General features: G+C 69.2%; 15 protein-coding genes. 9 read left to right on the forward strand and 6 right to left on the reverse strand.

All coding sequences use genetic code 11. The features are described from left to right. Positions 1-2: 2 nt before the first annotated feature. The 3 genes from RS901_RS21915 to RS901_RS21925 all read left to right on the forward strand — a co-directional run bounded on the left by RS901_RS21915 (position 3) and on the right by RS901_RS21925 (position 5,163). The gene (locus RS901_RS21915) at positions 3-1,010 is read left to right on the forward strand and encodes an FAD:protein FMN transferase (protein ID WP_410054214.1); all 1,008 of its coding nucleotides are present in this window, start codon (positions 3-5) and stop codon (positions 1,008-1,010) included. An 11-nt stretch (positions 1,011-1,021) separates the two neighbouring features. Next, the gene (locus RS901_RS21920; RefSeq protein WP_316157269.1) at positions 1,022-2,605 is read left to right on the forward strand and encodes a sulfite reductase flavoprotein subunit alpha; all 1,584 of its coding nucleotides are present in this window, start codon (positions 1,022-1,024) and stop codon (positions 2,603-2,605) included. A gap of 125 nt (positions 2,606-2,730) precedes the next feature. Beyond that, positions 2,731-5,163: a penicillin acylase family protein gene (locus tag RS901_RS21925; RefSeq protein WP_316155814.1), complete on the forward strand. Its 2,433-nt coding sequence runs from the start codon at positions 2,731-2,733 to the stop codon at positions 5,161-5,163. 119 nt (positions 5,164-5,282) lie between these two features. Here the strand turns inward: RS901_RS21925 and RS901_RS21930 are convergent, their stop codons facing one another. Next, complete coding sequence (locus RS901_RS21930; RefSeq protein ID WP_316155816.1) at positions 5,283-5,960, reverse strand: type 1 glutamine amidotransferase domain-containing protein; 678 nt, start codon at positions 5,958-5,960, stop codon at positions 5,283-5,285. Between the two features lie 118 nt (positions 5,961-6,078). Here RS901_RS21930 and RS901_RS21935 point away from each other — a divergent pair, with 118 nt between their 5' ends. Continuing rightward, on the forward strand, positions 6,079-7,035 hold the full coding sequence (locus RS901_RS21935) for a LysR family transcriptional regulator (protein WP_316155818.1): 957 nt from the start codon (positions 6,079-6,081) through the stop codon (positions 7,033-7,035). Here the strand turns inward: RS901_RS21935 and RS901_RS21940 are convergent. Continuing rightward, complete coding sequence (locus tag RS901_RS21940) at positions 7,022-7,714, reverse strand: SDR family NAD(P)-dependent oxidoreductase (RefSeq protein ID WP_316155820.1); 693 nt, start codon at positions 7,712-7,714, stop codon at positions 7,022-7,024. The genes RS901_RS21935 and RS901_RS21940 overlap by 14 nt on opposite strands. A 183-nt stretch (positions 7,715-7,897) precedes the next feature. Then, positions 7,898-8,860 (reverse strand): LysR family transcriptional regulator, encoded by a 963-nt coding sequence (locus RS901_RS21945; RefSeq protein WP_316155822.1) that lies wholly within the window; start codon positions 8,858-8,860, stop codon positions 7,898-7,900. Between the two features lie 220 nt (positions 8,861-9,080). On the opposite strand from RS901_RS21945, the gene RS901_RS21950 reads away from it, so the two are divergent. The 5 genes from RS901_RS21950 (at position 9,081) to RS901_RS21970 (ending at position 13,308) form a co-directional block, all read left to right on the forward strand. After that, positions 9,081-10,028 carry a hydroxymethylglutaryl-CoA lyase gene (locus RS901_RS21950; RefSeq protein WP_316155824.1) on the forward strand — a complete coding sequence of 316 codons (948 nt, stop codon included), beginning with the start codon at positions 9,081-9,083 and terminating at the stop codon, positions 10,026-10,028. A gap of 8 nt (positions 10,029-10,036) precedes the next feature. Beyond that, on the forward strand, positions 10,037-11,194 hold the full coding sequence (locus RS901_RS21955) for a CaiB/BaiF CoA-transferase family protein (protein ID WP_316155825.1): 1,158 nt from the start codon (positions 10,037-10,039) through the stop codon (positions 11,192-11,194). Positions 11,195-11,270: 76 nt separating this feature from the next. Continuing rightward, a complete protein-coding gene (locus RS901_RS21960) occupies positions 11,271-12,263 on the forward strand; it encodes a tripartite tricarboxylate transporter substrate binding protein (protein ID WP_316155827.1) in 993 nt (330 codons plus the stop codon). 51 nt (positions 12,264-12,314) lie between these two features. Then, the gene (locus RS901_RS21965; RefSeq protein ID WP_316155829.1) at positions 12,315-12,839 is read left to right on the forward strand and encodes a gamma carbonic anhydrase family protein; all 525 of its coding nucleotides are present in this window, start codon (positions 12,315-12,317) and stop codon (positions 12,837-12,839) included. Between the two features lie 88 nt (positions 12,840-12,927). Next, the gene (locus RS901_RS21970; RefSeq protein ID WP_316155831.1) at positions 12,928-13,308 is read left to right on the forward strand and encodes a DUF427 domain-containing protein; all 381 of its coding nucleotides are present in this window, start codon (positions 12,928-12,930) and stop codon (positions 13,306-13,308) included. 88 nt (positions 13,309-13,396) lie between these two features. On the opposite strand, the gene RS901_RS21975 is transcribed toward RS901_RS21970, so the two are convergent. The 3 genes from RS901_RS21975 to RS901_RS21985 form a co-directional block, all read right to left on the reverse strand. Beyond that, complete coding sequence (locus RS901_RS21975) at positions 13,397-13,747, reverse strand: hypothetical protein (protein WP_316155833.1); 351 nt, start codon at positions 13,745-13,747, stop codon at positions 13,397-13,399. 57 nt (positions 13,748-13,804) lie between these two features. After that, on the reverse strand, positions 13,805-14,224 hold the full coding sequence (locus RS901_RS21980) for a cupin domain-containing protein (protein WP_316155835.1): 420 nt from the start codon (positions 14,222-14,224) through the stop codon (positions 13,805-13,807). A gap of 103 nt (positions 14,225-14,327) precedes the next feature. Next, on the reverse strand, positions 14,328-15,146 hold the full coding sequence (locus RS901_RS21985; protein ID WP_316155837.1) for a GntR family transcriptional regulator: 819 nt from the start codon (positions 15,144-15,146) through the stop codon (positions 14,328-14,330). Positions 15,147-15,176: the final 30 nt, after the last annotated feature.

Genomic DNA, 15,176 nt, shown 5'->3' on the forward strand with positions numbered 1-15,176 from the left:
GTTTGAACCGCGTCCTGGTCCCCGTTGCGCTGTCCGCGCCGCCGCAGTCACCCGCCGCCGACACGCGGCTGCAGCGCTGGGGCGGCGCGACCATGGGTACGACCTGGTCGGTGGCGGCGCTGCTGCCGCCCGCGGCGGATGCCCACGGCATCGCAGCCGGCATCCAGGCCGTGCTCGATGGCGTGATCGCGCAGATGAGCAATTGGGAAGCGGATTCTGACCTGAGTCGCTTCAACCGCGCGGCGCCGGGCGACTGGCACGCGCTGCCGGATGATTGCTTCGCGGTGCTGCAATGCGCACTGCAGGTGGCGCGCGACAGCGGCGGCGCCTATGACCCGAGCGCCGGCCCGCTGGTGGACCTGTGGGGCTTCGGCCCCGCCCCGGCGCGCACCGCGCCACCGTCGCCAGACGCGGTGCAGGCCACGCGCAGCCGCTGCGGCTGGGCCCGCATCGAAGTCGATGCCGCGGGCCGGCGCGCCTGGCAGCCGGGCGGCGTGTCGCTGGACTTTTGCGCCATCGCCAAGGGCTTTGCCGTCGACGCGGTGGCAGGCTATCTGTGTGACCAGGGCCTGGACCACCACCTGACCGAGATCGGCGGCGAACTGCGCGGCCATGGCGTCAAGCCCGACGGCATGCCGTGGTGGGTCGTGCTGGAATCACCACCCGGCCCGGACAGCGATGCCGCGGGGCAGACGCTGGTGGCGCTGCACGGCCTGTCCGTCGCCACCTCCGGCGACTATCGCCGCTATTTCGACAGCGACGGCCGCCGCTACGCCCACACCATCGATCCGCGCACCGGCTATCCGGCCAGCCACGCGCTGGCCTCGGTCACGGTCATCCATGCGCAGTGCATGCTGGCCGATGCGCTGTCCACCGCGCTGACCGTGCTGGGCCCGGAGGCCGGCATGGCGCATGCACGCTGCCACGGCATTGCTGCGCGTTTCCTGGTGCGCACGCCGGACGGCTTCGACGAACATCTTTCGCCGGCCTTTGCCGCGATGCTGGCATGAGCGCGAAGGCCATGCCGTCCGCGATCGCCGGAGCAAGCTGGCTCGCCGTTAGCGGCGGCCTGGCGCTGTCCGTGCTGGGGCCGTCGCGGGTGGCCATGGCGGCTGGCGTGGTGGCCGCCTATGCGGGCTTCTGCAGCGCGGTAGTTGCCCACCATCGCCAGCGGCGCGCGCGCGTGACGGCGCTGGCTGGCACGGAAGAGGGCGCGACGCTGATTGCCTATGCCTCGCAGACCGGGTTTGCCGAACAGCTGGCGTTGCAGACCGCCACCGCGCTGCAGGGCGCGGGCGTGACGGTGCAACTGCTGTCGCTGGCCGATGTCGATGCGCGGCGCCTGCAGGCATGCCGCCAGGCGCTGTTCCTGGTCAGCACCACCGGCGAGGGCGACGCCCCCGACAGCGCGTCCGGTTTTGCGCGCCGCTTGCTGGCCGGCGCGGATGGCCTGCAGTCTTTGCGCTACGGCATCCTCGCGCTCGGCGACAGCAGCTACGCGCGCTTCTGCGCCTTCGGCCATGCGCTCGACGGCTGGCTGCAGCGCCACCGTGCGCAGCCGCTCTTTGACCTGGTCGAAGTCGATAACGGGGACGCCGGCGCGCTGCGCCACTGGCAGAACCACCTGTCGGCGCTGAGCGGCGGCGCCGAGATTGCCGACTGGGAACGCCCGCGCTATGACAGCTGGCGGCTCGCGCAACGCCACCATCTGAACCCCGGCAGCCAGGGCGCGCCGGCGTTCCACCTGTCGCTGGCGCCGCAGGGCGATACGGCAATGGACTGGCAAGCCGGCGACATCGCCGAGATCGGCCCGTGCCACGCGCCGGCCGAGGTTGAACGGCTGCTGGCGCGGCTTGGCCTGGACGGCGCCACGCCCGTGCGCTGCGATGGCCACGACAGCACCCTGGTAGAAGCCATGGCCACGCGCATGCCATTGCCCGAACCGCACTTCGCGGCGATGCAGGGCCTGCCGCCGCAGCAACTGGTGGACACGCTGCCGCCGCTGCCGCATCGCGAGTATTCGATCGCCTCGCTGCCGCAGGACGGGCAACTCGAACTGCTGGTGCGGCAGACCCGCTACGGCGACGGCCGCCTCGGCCTGGCCTCCGGCTGGCTGACCGAGCACGCGGCTGTGGGCACGCGCATCGCGCTGCGCATTCGTACCAACCGCAGCTTCCACCCGCCGGCCGATGACCGGCCCCTGATCCTGGTCGGCAACGGCACCGGGCTGGCCGGCCTGCGCGCCCAGCTCAAGGCCCGCGCCGCGGCCGGGCAGCGCCGCAACTGGCTGCTGTTCGGCGAGCGCTCGGCGCAGCATGACGCATTCTTTGCCGGGGAACTGGCCGCATGGCAGGCCGACGGCACGCTGCAGCGCGTGGACCGCGCCTGGTCGCGCGACGGCGGCGCGCCGCGCTACGTGCAGGACGCCCTGCGCGCGCAGGGCGAGACGGTACGCCAATGGGTGGCGGACGGCGCGGCCGTCTACGTCTGCGGCAGCCTGCAGGGTATGGCCGGCGGCGTCCATGACGCAATGGCCGGGATCCTCGGCGAAGACGCGCTGCGCCGGCTTGCCGACGACGGCCGCTACCGGCGCGACGTCTACTAGGCGGATCCGCAGCGACACGCGCCGTGCGGAGATCGGCCGTACGGCTCGCGCGCTGGTCGCGGATGCACTATCTTCCGTGTGAACTGCAAGACATCTGCAGCCAATCACAACACCGAGGAGACCTGATGTTACGCACCCCCCGCCGCCTGATCGCTGCGCTGGCCCTGTTCGCCACTTCCATCCCGGCCGCCATGGCCGATGCCCCCGCCCGCAACAACCTGCTTGCCGTGCCCGGCCTGGAAAAGCCCGCCAGCGTGCTGGTCGACCGCTGGGGCGTGCCGCATATCTATGCCGGCACGCTCTACGACGCCTTCTTCGTGCAGGGCTTCATGGCCGCGCGCGACCGCCTGTGGCAGATCGACCTGTGGCGCAAGCGCGGACTCGGCGAGATGGCCAGGGACTTCGGCCCGGCCTATGCCGATGGCGACCGCATGGCGCGCGCGGTGCTGTTCCGCGGTGACATGTACCGCGAGTGGCTGGCCTATGGCTCCGACGCCAAGCGCGTGGCCGAGGCCTTCGTGGCCGGGGTGAACGCCTATGTGGCGCTGACCGAGCAGAAGCCCGAGCTGCTGCCGCCCGAATTCCGCAAGCTCAACTACAAGCCTGCGCGCTGGCAGGCCGAAGACATCGTGCGCATCCGCCACCACGGCCTGACCCTCAACTTCACCGGCGAAGTTGAACGCGCCCAGCTCTATTGCCAGGCCAAACAGGACGCCCCGCGTGCCGACTGGCTGCGCCGCGAACTCGACCCGCAGATCGAGCCCAAGCTCAGTCCCGGTATCGACCCCTGCACCGTGCCCGCCGCCGAACTGCGCCGCGCCTACGAACTGGCGACCGCCGCAGCGCGCTTCCCGAAAGAGGCGTGGGGCAATGCGCAGGCCGCCAGCATCCCGCTCGACCAGCTCTACGCACTGGTGGATCCCAACAGCGACACCGGCCGCAGCCTCGGGTCGAACAACTGGGTCATCGGCGGCAAGCGCACCACCACCGGCCGCCCGATCCTGGCCAACGACCCGCACCGCTCGCACGGAGCGCCCAGCCTGCGCTATATCAGCCACCTGAACGCGCCGGGGATGTCGGTGATCGGCGCGGGCGAGCCGTTCCTGCCTGGCATCTCGATCGGGCACAACGGCACCATTGCCTTCGGCCTGACGCGCTTCTACATGGACCAGGAGGACCTGTACGGTTACGAGCTCAATCCGGCCAACCCGCATGAGTACAAGTACAAGGGCCGCTGGCAACCGATGGAGACCATCACCGAAGAGATCGTGGTCAAGGGCGAGTCCACGCCGCGCAAAGTCACCATCGACTTCACGCGCCACGGCCCGGTGCTGGTCGCCGATGCCGGCCGCGCACAGGCCTGGGCGCTGCGCGCCGCGTGGCTCGACTACGGCATGGCGCCGTACTTCGGCTCGATGGACTATATGCGCGCGCGCAACTGGGACCAGTTCCGCGCCGCCATGAACCGCTGGGGCGCGCCCGGCGAAAACCAGGTCTATGCCGACACCAGCGGCAACATCGGCTGGATCCCGGGCGGGCTGACCGTCAAGCGGCCCAACTGGGACGGCCTGACGCCGGTGGCGGGCGATGGCCGCTATGAGTGGGCCGGCTACCGCAACATGGACGAGCTGCCGTGGGCCTTCAATCCCGCGCCAGGCTATATCGTCACCGCCAACGAGAACAACATCCCGCCCGAGCACCCCGCCGCGAAACTTGGCGTGGGCTACGAATGGAGCGACAGCTCGCGCGCGCGCCGGCTCAAGGCTCTGGTGGGAGCCAATGCGCGCAGCTCGGTGCAGGACTCGATGGCGTGGCAGAACGACACCGTGTCGCTGCCGGCGCAGCGCGCGGTCGCGATGCTGAAGGATGTGCGCAGCGATGATCCGCAACTGGCCCGCGGCCTGGACCTGCTGCGCAACTGGGACGGCAACGAGCGCGCGGACAGCGCCGCCGCGGCACTGTTCGAGGTCTGGTTCAGCAAGCACCTGCGCCAGGCCGTGGTGCGCGCCGCGCTGCCGCCAGAAGCCGCGCGGCTGGTGGGCGCGGGCGATGCCGCGCGCGTGCTGGCGGTGCGGGAGCAGCCCGGGCCGCGGATGCCGGTGGAGCGGCGCAATGCGGTGATGCTGGAATCGCTGAAAGCCGCCATGGCGGAACTCGAAGCCAAGCTCGGCCCCGATCCGCGCGCATGGCAATGGGGCAAGCTCCACACCGCCGTGTTCACGCATCCGATGGACCCGATCCTGAGCGACGCGGAACGCGAGCAGTTCAACGTCAACGCCGGCCCGATCGGCGGCTCGGCCTTCACGCCGATGAACACCAGCTACCGCAACACGGACTTCCGCCTGACCGCCGGCGCGTCCTTCCGCATGGTGCTGGACGTGGGCAACTGGGATGCCTCGCGCGTGGTCAACACGCCGGGGCAGTCAGGGAATCCGGCCAGCCCGCATTACCGGGACCTGGCGCCGTTGTGGGCGAAGGGGGAGTATTTCCCGCTGGTGTATACGCGCAAGGCGGTGGAGAAGGCTAGCCGCGAGCGGTTGGAGTTGGTGCCGCAGTGAGGGCGGGTAACTCGTGCGCTTGAAGTAGCCATGAAGCCTGGCACACGCACCCCTCGCCCGCAAGCGGGCGAGGAGTGCAAGCCGGCGGCGGCAGCGGACGAGGCGCTTGCCGCTTTCTCTTACTTCAACATCCTCAACAATGCCTCCGCCGCCGCATCAGACGACGCCGGATTCTGCCCCGTCACCAGTCGCCCCGCCACCACGACATGGCTGGCCCAGTCCTCGCCACGCGTGAACCGACCGCCGTTGGCCTTGAGCATGTCTTCCACCAGGAAAGGCACCACCTTGGTCAGCTGCACGGCTTCTTCCTCACTGTTGGTGAAGCCGGTCACCTCCTTGCCCTTGACCAGCGGTTCCCCGTCCGCGCCCCTGGTATGGCGGAACACCGCAGGTGCGTGGCATACCGCTCCCACCGGCTTGCCGGCGCGGTCGAACTGCTCGATCAGCGCGACCGAGCGCTTGTCTTCGGCCAGGTCCCACAGCGGGCCGTGGCCGCCCGGATAGAAGATGGCGTCGAAGTCTTCCGCCTTCACCTGGTCCAGCGTCAGCGTGCTGGCCAGTGCCGCCTTGGCGGCCGGGTCACCCTGGAAGCGCCGGGTGGCGTCGGTCTGGGCGCCGGGATCGTCGCTTTTCGGGTCGATCGGCGGTTGGCCGCCCTTGGGCGAGGCCAGGGTGATGTCGGCGCCGGCGTCCTTGAAGACGTAGTAGGGCGCGGCGAATTCCTCCAGCCAGAAGCCGGTCTTGTGGCCGGTATTGCCCAACTGGTCGTGGGAGGTCAGCACCATCAGGATGTTCATTGTTCCGCTCCATGTCGGTTCACAGGCAGCCGGGCTGAAAAGCCGCGGCACTGGCAACATCCTAGGCAGCGGACTATGATTCGAAAACTTCTATTATTCGATCTCTGCTATCCAAAAAATGAATATCGGCAGCAAGGACCTTAACCTGCTGTACGTGTTCCACGTGCTGTACCAGGAGGGCAATGCCTCGCGCGCGGCCGCGCGCATGGCGCTGAGCCAGCCGGCGCTGAGCCACAAGCTCAACCGCCTGCGCGACGAGCTGGGTGATCCGCTGTTCGTGCGCGCGCCGCGCGGCCTGACGCCTACGCCGCGTGCGCATGCGCTGGCGCCGCAGGTGCAGCGGCTGGTCGGGGAACTCGACGCGTTCTATGACGCCTGTGCCGGGCACGACTACCTGGCGCGCAGCGAGCACCTGCACATCTACACCACCGACTACATGGAGCAGCTGCTGCTGCCCGGCCTGCTGCCGCGGCTGCGCAGCCAGGCGCCGGGCGTGGTGCTGGTCACTCACAACACGCGCGGCGAGCTGCCGCGCGAGGAACTGGAGAAGGGCACCTGCGACCTGGCGATCGCGGGTTTCTATGAGAACCTGCCCGACACCTTCCACCAGCAGCGGCTATGCAGCGAGGGCTTCGTGGTGCTGGCCTCGCGCGCCAATCCGCGCATCGCCAACGGGCTGGATCTCGACGCCTTCCTGGCGTGCGAACACCTGCTGACCACCCTGACCGGCGACCTCAACGGCGTGGTCGACCGCGCGCTGGCCCGGCACGGGCGCAAGCGCAGGGTGGTGGCGGGGTTGTCGAGCTTCCTTGCCCCGAGCCGGCTGGTGCGCGGCACGGAACTGCTGCTGACCTGCCTGCGCTCGGTTGCGGAAGAGGCCGTGGCGCGCGACCCTGAACTGGTGCTGCTGCCAGTGCCATTCGCACTGCCCCAGGTAGACATGATGCAGATCTGGCACGCGCGCACCGATGCCGACCGGCTGCGGCGCTGGCTGCGCCAGCAGATCCAGGAGGTGGCCAGCGGCATCAGCGCGGCCGAGCCGGCCGCGCGCAAGCCCCGCGTCAGGCGCGGTTGACCACCGGCAGCAGCGCGCCTTGCACGGCGCGCGCCGCATCCGAGGCCAGGAACAGGATCACATCGGCCAACGCGTCCAGGCTGACCCAGCGCGTCGCATCGGCGTCCGGCATGGCCTGGCGGTTCTCCGGCGTATCCAGCACGCTGGGCAGCACCGCGTTCACGCGGATGCCCTGGTCGCGCAGTTCGGCCGACATCGATTCGGTCACGCGCGCCAGCGCGTCCTTCGAGGCGCAATAGCCGCTCATCTGCGCCAGCCCGCGCGCCGCCGAGTTGGCGCCCACGTTGACGATGGCGCCGCCGCCGGCGGCCAGCATGTGCGGTACCACCGCGCGCGCCATGTTCAGCACCGTGCCTACGTTCATGTCGAACAGGTGCTGCCAGGCGTCGGCATCGGTCTCATGCACGGCGGGGCCCATGGCGAAGCCGCCGGCCAGGTTGCACACCACGTCGATGCGCCCGCATGCCTGAACCGCTTGGGCGACGGCCTCGCTCAGCCGGGCGGCATCCAGCAGGTCCGCCTGCAGCGCCAGGTGGCCCGTGCCTGGTTCGGGCAGCGGCGCCACATGCCGGTCCAGCAGCACCACGCGCGCGCCTGCCTGCGCAAAGGCCTGCGCCACGGCGCGGCCCAGGTTGCCGCGTGCGCCGGTGATCAATACGTTCTTGCCGTTGAAGTTCATTTGCGTGCTCCTGCGCCGTCGTGGCGCGCATGGTCTGGGTCAGCATCGCCCGGGGCCGGATTTAACATCGTGGGCCGGGGCGAAAAACGCAAGCCAGTCTACGCACCGCCCGCCAACATTTGCTTGCGAAATTGCCTCGGGCTAACCCTTGAACAGCACAGGAAGTTGCGCGCGGGGCCGGCGTCATTGCCGATTGCGCCGTGGCTTGCGCACTGGCGCGGTGTCCGCAGGGGCAGCCGCCGCTTCCGCTGCCGCGGTCTGTTCAAGGAAGGCCACCAGCAGCCGCGCCGCCGGCGACAGCAGTTCCAGGTCGCGGAAGCAGATCGCAAAGCGCCGCCGCGCCCAGTCGTTGCGCAGCGGGATCACGCGCAGCCCGAAGGTGGGCGCGATCGGCGCGGCGATCTCGGCCGGGATGATGGTGATGCCCAGGTTGGCACGCACACAGCGCAGCGCAGCGTCGAAGGTCGAGACCACCGCGCGGTAGGCAATGCCGCGCCCGAGGATGGCCGCATAGCGCGTCAGCATGGTCTGCACCGCGGTCTGGGCTGGCATGCCGATATGGTCGTAGTCCAGCGTGTCCTCGAAGCGGCAGTCCTCGGCCTGCGCCAGCGGATGCGAGGCATGCACTATCGCCGCGAGGTGGTCGGTACGGTAGGGCCGGGTCTGGAAGCCTTCCAGGTCGGCCGCGTCCCAGCAGATGCCCAGCGGCGCCGAGCCCTCGCGCAGCGCGCGCACCACGTCGCTGCTCAGGCTTTCCTCGATGGTCACGCGCACGTCGCGGTTGGCCGGCTGCAGCAGGAAGGCGGCAATATCGTCCGGCAGCGATTCCGCCATCGACGAGACCGTGGCCAGCAGCCGCACCTGCCCGCGGATGCCGGCGCCGTAGTCGGCCATGTCGCGCGCGACGCGGTCCGCCGCCGCCAGCATGGCGCGCGCATGCGCCAGCACCATCTCGCCCGCGGGCGTCGGGATCACGCCGCGGCGGCGCCGCTCCAGCAGGGTTGCGCCCACGGTCTCCTCCAGTTGCGCCAGCCGCTTGCTGATGGCGGATGCCACGATGTGCTCCTGCTCGCCCGCGCGCGCCATATTGCGGGTTTCGCAGACGGCGACGAACAGGCGCAGGGTGGTGAGGTCGAGGTCTCGCATGGATGTGAGGGGCTGCGGGCTTCCGGAATGGAATGGTAAGCCTCTTTGATTGCCGGTAATCACTCATCCGGGAATTTCTGGATGTCGCCGTGCGGCGCCAGGCAGACATTCCGGTTCGGAAGGTTATCGTGCGTAAATCACCGCTTCAGCTCTTGGACAGAAACTCATAGAGTTCTTCCGTCGTCCCCGCCGCGGGGCGCAAACCGGAAGCCCCTGAATCATGTCTGTTCCCTTTCCCCGCCATGCTGTCATCCGCGAAGTCGGATTGCGCGATGGCCTGCAGAGCATCCGCACCATCCTGCCCACGGCCAGCAAGGAAGCGTGGATTCGCGGCGCGTACGCGGCCGGCCTGCGTGAGCTGGAAGTCGGCTCGTTCGTGCCCGCGCACCTGCTGCCGCAACTGGCCGATACCGCGCAGCTGGTCGCGTTCGCGCGCACGCTGCCGGGCCTGTTCGTCTCGGTGCTGGTGCCCAACCTGCGCGGCGCGCAGGATGCGCTGGCCAGCGGTGCGGACCTGGTGATCGTGCCGCTGTCGGCCAGCCATGCGCACAGCCTGGCCAACCTGCGCAAGACGCCGGACGAGGTGGTGGCGGAAGTTGCCCGCATCCGCGCCGCGCGCGATGCCAGCGGCGCGAAGACGCTGATCGAAGGCGGTGTCGGCACCGCGTTCGGCTGCACGCTGCAGGGCCATGTCGATCCCGATGAAGTACTGCGCCTGATGCAGGCGCTGCTCGATGCCGGCGCCGACCGCGTCAGCCTGGCCGATACCGTCGGCTATGCCGACCCGCGCATGGTGCGCGAGCTGTTTGCGCGTGCGCTCGATATCGCCGGCGATCGCTTCTGGTGCGGCCATTTCCACGATACCCGCGGGCTTGGCCTGGCCAACGTCCACGCGGCGTTGGAAACCGGCGTGAGCCGCTTTGACGCCTGCCTGGCGGGCATCGGCGGCTGCCCGCACGCGCCTGGCGCCAGCGGCAATGTCACGACCGAAGACCTGGCCTACATGCTCGGCAGCATGGGCATCGACACCGGCATCGATATCGGCCGCCTGCTGGCGCTGCGTGAAGACGTGGCTGGCTGGCTCAAGGACGAAACCCTGCACGGCACGCTGTGGCGCGCCGGCCTGCCCAAGACCTTCCCGGCCCAGCACGCTGGCGCCGCTGCCTGAGACGCAAGATGACCCAAGACAACAGCAACCCCCTGCCGCTGGCCGGCATCCGCGTGGTCGAATTCACGCATATGGTGATGGGCCCCACTTGCGGCATGATCCTGGCCGACCTGGGCGCCGAAGTGATCAAGGTAGAGCCGCCCGGCGGCGACAAGACGCGCAACCTGCCGGGCCTGGGCATCGGCTTCTTCCGCGCCTTCAACCGCAACAAGAAGAGCGTGGTGCTGGACATCACCACCGGGGAAGGGCGTGCCGCCGCCGCCGAGCTGGCGGGCCAGAGCGACGTGCTGCTGGAGAACTTCCGGCCCGGCCTGATGCAGAAGCTGGGGCTGGACTATGCCACGCTGTCGCGCGACTACCCGCACCTGATCTATGTCTCGCACAAGGGTTTCCTGCCCGGTCCGTACGAGAACCGGCTGGCGCTGGACGAGGTGGTGCAGATGATGGGCGGCCTGTCCTACATGACCGGCCCAAGCGGGCGGCCGCTGCGCGCGGGCACTTCGGTCAACGACATCATGGGCGGCATGTTCGGCGCCATCGGCGTGCTGGCCGCGCTGCGCGAGCGCGACCGCACCGGGCGCGGCCAGGAGATCCAGAGCGCGCTGTTCGAGAACTGCGTATTCCTGGCCTCGCAGCATATGCAGCAGTTTGCAATGACCGGCGAGGCACCGCCGCCGATGCCGTCGCGCGTGTCGGCATGGAGCGTGTACGACGTCTTCACGCTGGCTGGCGACGAGCAGCTGTTTATCGGCGCGGTCAGCGACAAGCAGTTCGTGACGTTGTGCCAGGTGCTGGAGCATCCGGAGCTACTCGACAAGCCCGAGTATGCCAGCAATGCCTCGCGCGTGGCGGTGCGTCCGCAACTGCTTGGTGAGCTGGGCGCGATCCTGCGCCACCACCGCAGCGCGGAACTGGCGCCCAAGCTCGAAGCCGCCGGCATCCCCTATGCGCCGATCGTGCGCCCGGACCAGTTGCTCGACGATCCGCACCTGCTTGCCAGCGGCGGGCTGGTGCCGATGCAGGCCGACGACGGCTCGACCACGCCCACGGTGCTGCTGCCGCTGCTGATGGGCGGGCGCCGCCCGGGCGTGCGTCGGCCGCTGCCCAGGGCCGGCGAGCACAACGAAGAGATCCTGTCGCGGCTCGGCCAGGGCCGCAACGGCTGACCGGTACCACGACGGGCATGCCGCGGCACAGCGGCAGCCCGCAAAGATCCTACGATAACGATACGGAGACAACCCCATGCACCCCCGTCGCATCCTTCTCAAGTCAGGGCTGGCGCTGGCCGCCACCATGGCCGTCGCGCTGGCCGCGCCCGGCATCGGCGCGCTCGCGCAGGGCGGCACCGGCAAGCCGGTGCGCCTGATCCTGCCGATCAGCGCCGGTTCCGGCGTGGACACCATCGCGCGCGCGGCCGGTCCGGCCCTGGGCAAGGCCTTTGGCCAGCCGGTGGTGATCGAGAACCTGCCCGGCGCCGGCGGTATCACCGGGGCTGCGGCCGTGGTCAAGGCGCAGCCGGATGGCAGCACGCTCGGGCTGGTCTCGAACAACCATGTCATCAACCCGAGCGTGTTCCGCACAATGCCGTTCGATGCCATCAAGGACATCACCCCGATCAGCGTGATCGGCACCACGCCGCTGGTGCTTGTCGTGAATCCCAGGGTGCCGGCAAAGAACGTGAAGGAACTGGTGGCGCTGCTCAAGGCCAAGCCCGACGGCTACAACTACGGGTCGTCCGGCAATGGCACCATCATCCACCTGGCCGGGGAGATGTTCCTGGACGAGGCCGGCGTGAGTGCGCGCCATGTGCCGTACAAGGGCACCGGGCCGATGATGAACGACCTGATCGCCGGACAGGTGGAGCTGGGCGTGGTCGCGCTCAACGCAGTGGCGCCGCACCTGAAGGCTGGCACACTGCGCGCGATCGGCGTGTGCGGCGACAAGCGCTCGGCCGCAGCGCCGGACATTCCCACCATCGCCGAACAAGGCTTGCCCCGCTACAACGTCGCCGGCTGGTTTGCCGTGGTTGGCCCCGCCGGCATGCCGCCGGCAGAGGTAAAGCGCGTGCATGACGCATTCGCCAGGGCCTTCACCTCGCCTGAAGTGCTCGAAGCGATGAAGAAGCAAGCCACCGTGATCGAGCCCGGCACACCCGAAGCCGCCGCAAGCTTCTTCCGCAGCGAGGCCACACGCTACGCCGCGCTGGTGAAGAAAGCCAACGTCAAGATCGAATAGCGCCCCACTTCGCTGCGGCACCACACCTGATCCATCCTCACGCTCTCATTCATGACACTCTACAAACTTGGCGACCTCGCGCCCGTCATCGCCGGTACCGCGTTTGTCGCGGCGCAAGCCACCATCATCGGCCGCGCGGAACTGGCCGAACACGTCTCGGTCTGGCCCGGCGCGGTGATTCGCGCCGACAACGAGCCGGTGACCATCGGCGCCGGCAGCAACGTGCAGGAAGGCGCGGTGCTGCATACCGACCCGGGCTGTCCGCTGGCGCTCGGGGCCGGCGTGACCGTGGGGCACCAGGCCATGCTGCATGGCTGCACCGTGGGCGATGGCGCGTTGGTCGGCATCCAGGCCGTGGTCCTGAACAACGCGTCGATCGGCGCCGAGTCGCTGGTGGCCGCCGGCGCGCTGGTGACCGAGGGCAAGCAGTTCCCGCCGCGCTCGCTGATCCTGGGATCGCCCGCCAAGGCTGTGCGCGAGCTGACGGATGAGGAAGTGAAGCACCTGCGCGTGAATGCCGAGGACTACGTCCGGCGTGCCGCGTATTACCGGACGGCGCTGGAAAAGATCGGCTAAGTGACTGGGCACGGTGTGGCCTGCAGGATGCGCGCCAAGCGCCTAGAATGCCTGCAGCCACCGTGGCGATGCCCCCAGGAGGACGACCATGTCCGACAAGCCCGTCAAGATCCCCGGCCCCGACCACCCGATCACCATCACGCCGACCGCCGGCAGGGTCGTGGTCAAGGTGGCGGGCGTCACCATTGCCGACAGCGACGCTGCGCTGACCCTGCAAGAGGCGGCCTACCCGCCGGTGCAGTACATCCCGCGCGCGCATGTCGACATGGCGCAGTTGGAGCGTACCGCGCACGCTACATACTGCCCGTACAAGGGCGACTGCAGCTACTTCTCCATTCCCGCAGGCGGCGAGCGTTCGCGCAATGCGGTGTGGAGCTATGAAGCGCCTTACGCTGCGGTCGCCGCCATGGGCTCGTACCTGGCCTTCTATCCGGAACGCGTCGGCAGCATCGAGATCCTCGGCAACTGAAGGAGCGCGCGCCGCTCGGCATGGCGGCACCAGGAAAGGAACTGCGCGGTTGCTTGCATCGACGGCAAGCACCGTAGCAGCGGACAGCCTACGGGCCGAGCGCCGCATCGACCATCGCCATGGCCAGCCCGAGCAGCAGTGCGATGGCCGACGCGATAAACCATCGCACCGTCCTGCGGTACTCGTCCACCGCATCGTCCTCGATGCGCAGCGCGCGGAACAGCGCGACGATCTGCAGCGACACGGCGGCCAGCAGCGATACCGCCGCGAACAGCGCGCGCAGGTTCCAGTGGCCAGGGCTTTCGAAGCCCCAGAAGCGCCAGAACGCCAGCGAAAAGCCCAGCAGCACCGTGATCGCGGTGATGATGCCTTGCCGATAGCCGTTGGGCACCATCTGCGGCGCTGGCCTGGGTGAAGCCGCTGGATCGGGAGCATTCATGGGCGTCTCCAGTGGTGGCGTTGCGTCCGCCGCAGCCTTGCCAGGCGGGCCGCGGATTCAGCCGTCGCGGGCCGGCAATTGCACCACGGCCAGCGTGGCATCGGCTGGCCCGACAACCTTGCTCAGATGCCCTTTGCCCGTGGTGTCTTCCAGCAGCAGCGCACTGCCTGCCGACAGCGGCCGGCGTCCGCCGTCGCTGGCTTCGAACTCCATCGCACCGGCCAGAACGAAGATCCACATGCGCAGCGGCGACGGGTGCAGTGCGCCCACCCAGCCGGCCGGCACCAGCAGGAAGCCCTGCCGCGCGGCTTCGTCCAGCGGCGACACCCAGAAGGCGCGCGCCGGCGGCGCGAACAGGCGCTCGGTGATGGCAACGGAAAGCGGGGCAAAGTGGGATTCGCCGGCGGCATCCGCGTAAAGCCGCTCAAAGGCCAGCGGCGCACGCGCGGTTGTGACGGGTTCGGCAGTGGCAGCCATGGTGCACCTCCCTGCGGCGCATTGCGCGCGGCATTGTTATGCAGCCAGTCTAGGCTGCCGGGCGCGGAGTGCAATGCCTGCCTGGGCGTGCGAGGGCAGGGCATCAGCCCTTGCTGAAGATGCTGTAGAAGTCCGGCGCGCCGCTGTCGGGCACGCTCAGGTCGAGCGAACCCTCGATGTGTTCCAGGTGTTCCGCCATCAGCGCGCTGGCGCGCGCGGCGTCGCGCTGCTCGATGGCGTCGATCAGCTGGCGGTGCTCATGCTCTGCGCAGGCCGGCGCGCCGGGACGGTCGTACAGCGTGATGATCAGGCAGGTCAGCGACACCATCTCGCGGATCAGCTTTTCGAGGATGGCATTGCCGGCCATCTCGGCCAGCAGGATATGGAATTCCCCCGACAGGCGGATCATCGCGGCGCGGTCGCCGCGTGCGCGCGCGTTGTCTTCTTCCATCGCATGGCGGCGCAGGCTGCGGACTTTGGCCGGTGTGGCACGCTGGGCCAGTTCGGCTGCCAGCGCGGGCTCGACCACGCGGCGCGCCTGGAACACCTCGCGCGCCTCGTCTACCGTGGGGCTGGAGACAAAGGCGCCGCGGTTGGGTACCAGCGTGACCAGCTTTTCATGCGCCAGGCGCGCGAAAACCTGGCGGATGCGGGCCCGGCTGGCGCCGGTGACCTCGCACAGCCGTTCCTCGACCAGCTTGGTGCCGGCCAGCAGGCGGTGCTCCATGATCGCGGTCAGCAGGCTGAGGTAGATCGCCTCGGTGGCGGAAGCCTCGCTGGCGGCAGCCTCCGGGCCGGCACTTTCCTCCGGCGCGGCATTGGCGGCGGACTTTGGTGCCGTTTTCAGTGTTGCCTTGGACGCGGGCCGGCGCGGCGTTTTTGCTGCCGCGCCGGGCGCCGCCTTCTTCGATGTGGTTGCCATATCAGGGGACGGACATTCAGCCTGTCGCCG

Source organism: Cupriavidus sp. BIC8F (assembly GCF_032465815.1).
Classification (GTDB): Bacteria; Pseudomonadota; Gammaproteobacteria; order Burkholderiales; family Burkholderiaceae; genus Cupriavidus; species Cupriavidus necator.

Excerpts from the sequence above, each read along its gene's own strand:
- RS901_RS21920 (WP_316157269.1), top strand. The coding sequence starts at position 1,022 with ATGCCGTCCGCGATCGCCGGAGCAAGCTGGCTCGCCGTTAGCGGCGGC.
- RS901_RS21925 (WP_316155814.1), top strand. The coding sequence starts at position 2,731 with ATGTTACGCACCCCCCGCCGCCTGATCGCTGCGCTGGCCCTGTTCGCC.
- RS901_RS21930 (WP_316155816.1), bottom strand. The coding sequence starts at position 5,960 with ATGAACATCCTGATGGTGCTGACCTCCCACGACCAGTTGGGCAATACC.
- RS901_RS21935 (WP_316155818.1), top strand. The coding sequence starts at position 6,079 with ATGAATATCGGCAGCAAGGACCTTAACCTGCTGTACGTGTTCCACGTG.
- RS901_RS21940 (WP_316155820.1), bottom strand. The coding sequence starts at position 7,714 with ATGAACTTCAACGGCAAGAACGTATTGATCACCGGCGCACGCGGCAAC.
- RS901_RS21945 (WP_316155822.1), bottom strand. The coding sequence starts at position 8,860 with ATGCGAGACCTCGACCTCACCACCCTGCGCCTGTTCGTCGCCGTCTGC.
- RS901_RS21950 (WP_316155824.1), top strand. The coding sequence starts at position 9,081 with ATGTCTGTTCCCTTTCCCCGCCATGCTGTCATCCGCGAAGTCGGATTG.
- RS901_RS21955 (WP_316155825.1), top strand. The coding sequence starts at position 10,037 with ATGACCCAAGACAACAGCAACCCCCTGCCGCTGGCCGGCATCCGCGTG.
- RS901_RS21960 (WP_316155827.1), top strand. The coding sequence starts at position 11,271 with ATGCACCCCCGTCGCATCCTTCTCAAGTCAGGGCTGGCGCTGGCCGCC.
- RS901_RS21965 (WP_316155829.1), top strand. The coding sequence starts at position 12,315 with ATGACACTCTACAAACTTGGCGACCTCGCGCCCGTCATCGCCGGTACC.
- RS901_RS21970 (WP_316155831.1), top strand. The coding sequence starts at position 12,928 with ATGTCCGACAAGCCCGTCAAGATCCCCGGCCCCGACCACCCGATCACC.
- RS901_RS21975 (WP_316155833.1), bottom strand. The coding sequence starts at position 13,747 with ATGAATGCTCCCGATCCAGCGGCTTCACCCAGGCCAGCGCCGCAGATG.
- RS901_RS21980 (WP_316155835.1), bottom strand. The coding sequence starts at position 14,224 with ATGGCTGCCACTGCCGAACCCGTCACAACCGCGCGTGCGCCGCTGGCC.
- RS901_RS21985 (WP_316155837.1), bottom strand. The coding sequence starts at position 15,146 with ATGGCAACCACATCGAAGAAGGCGGCGCCCGGCGCGGCAGCAAAAACG.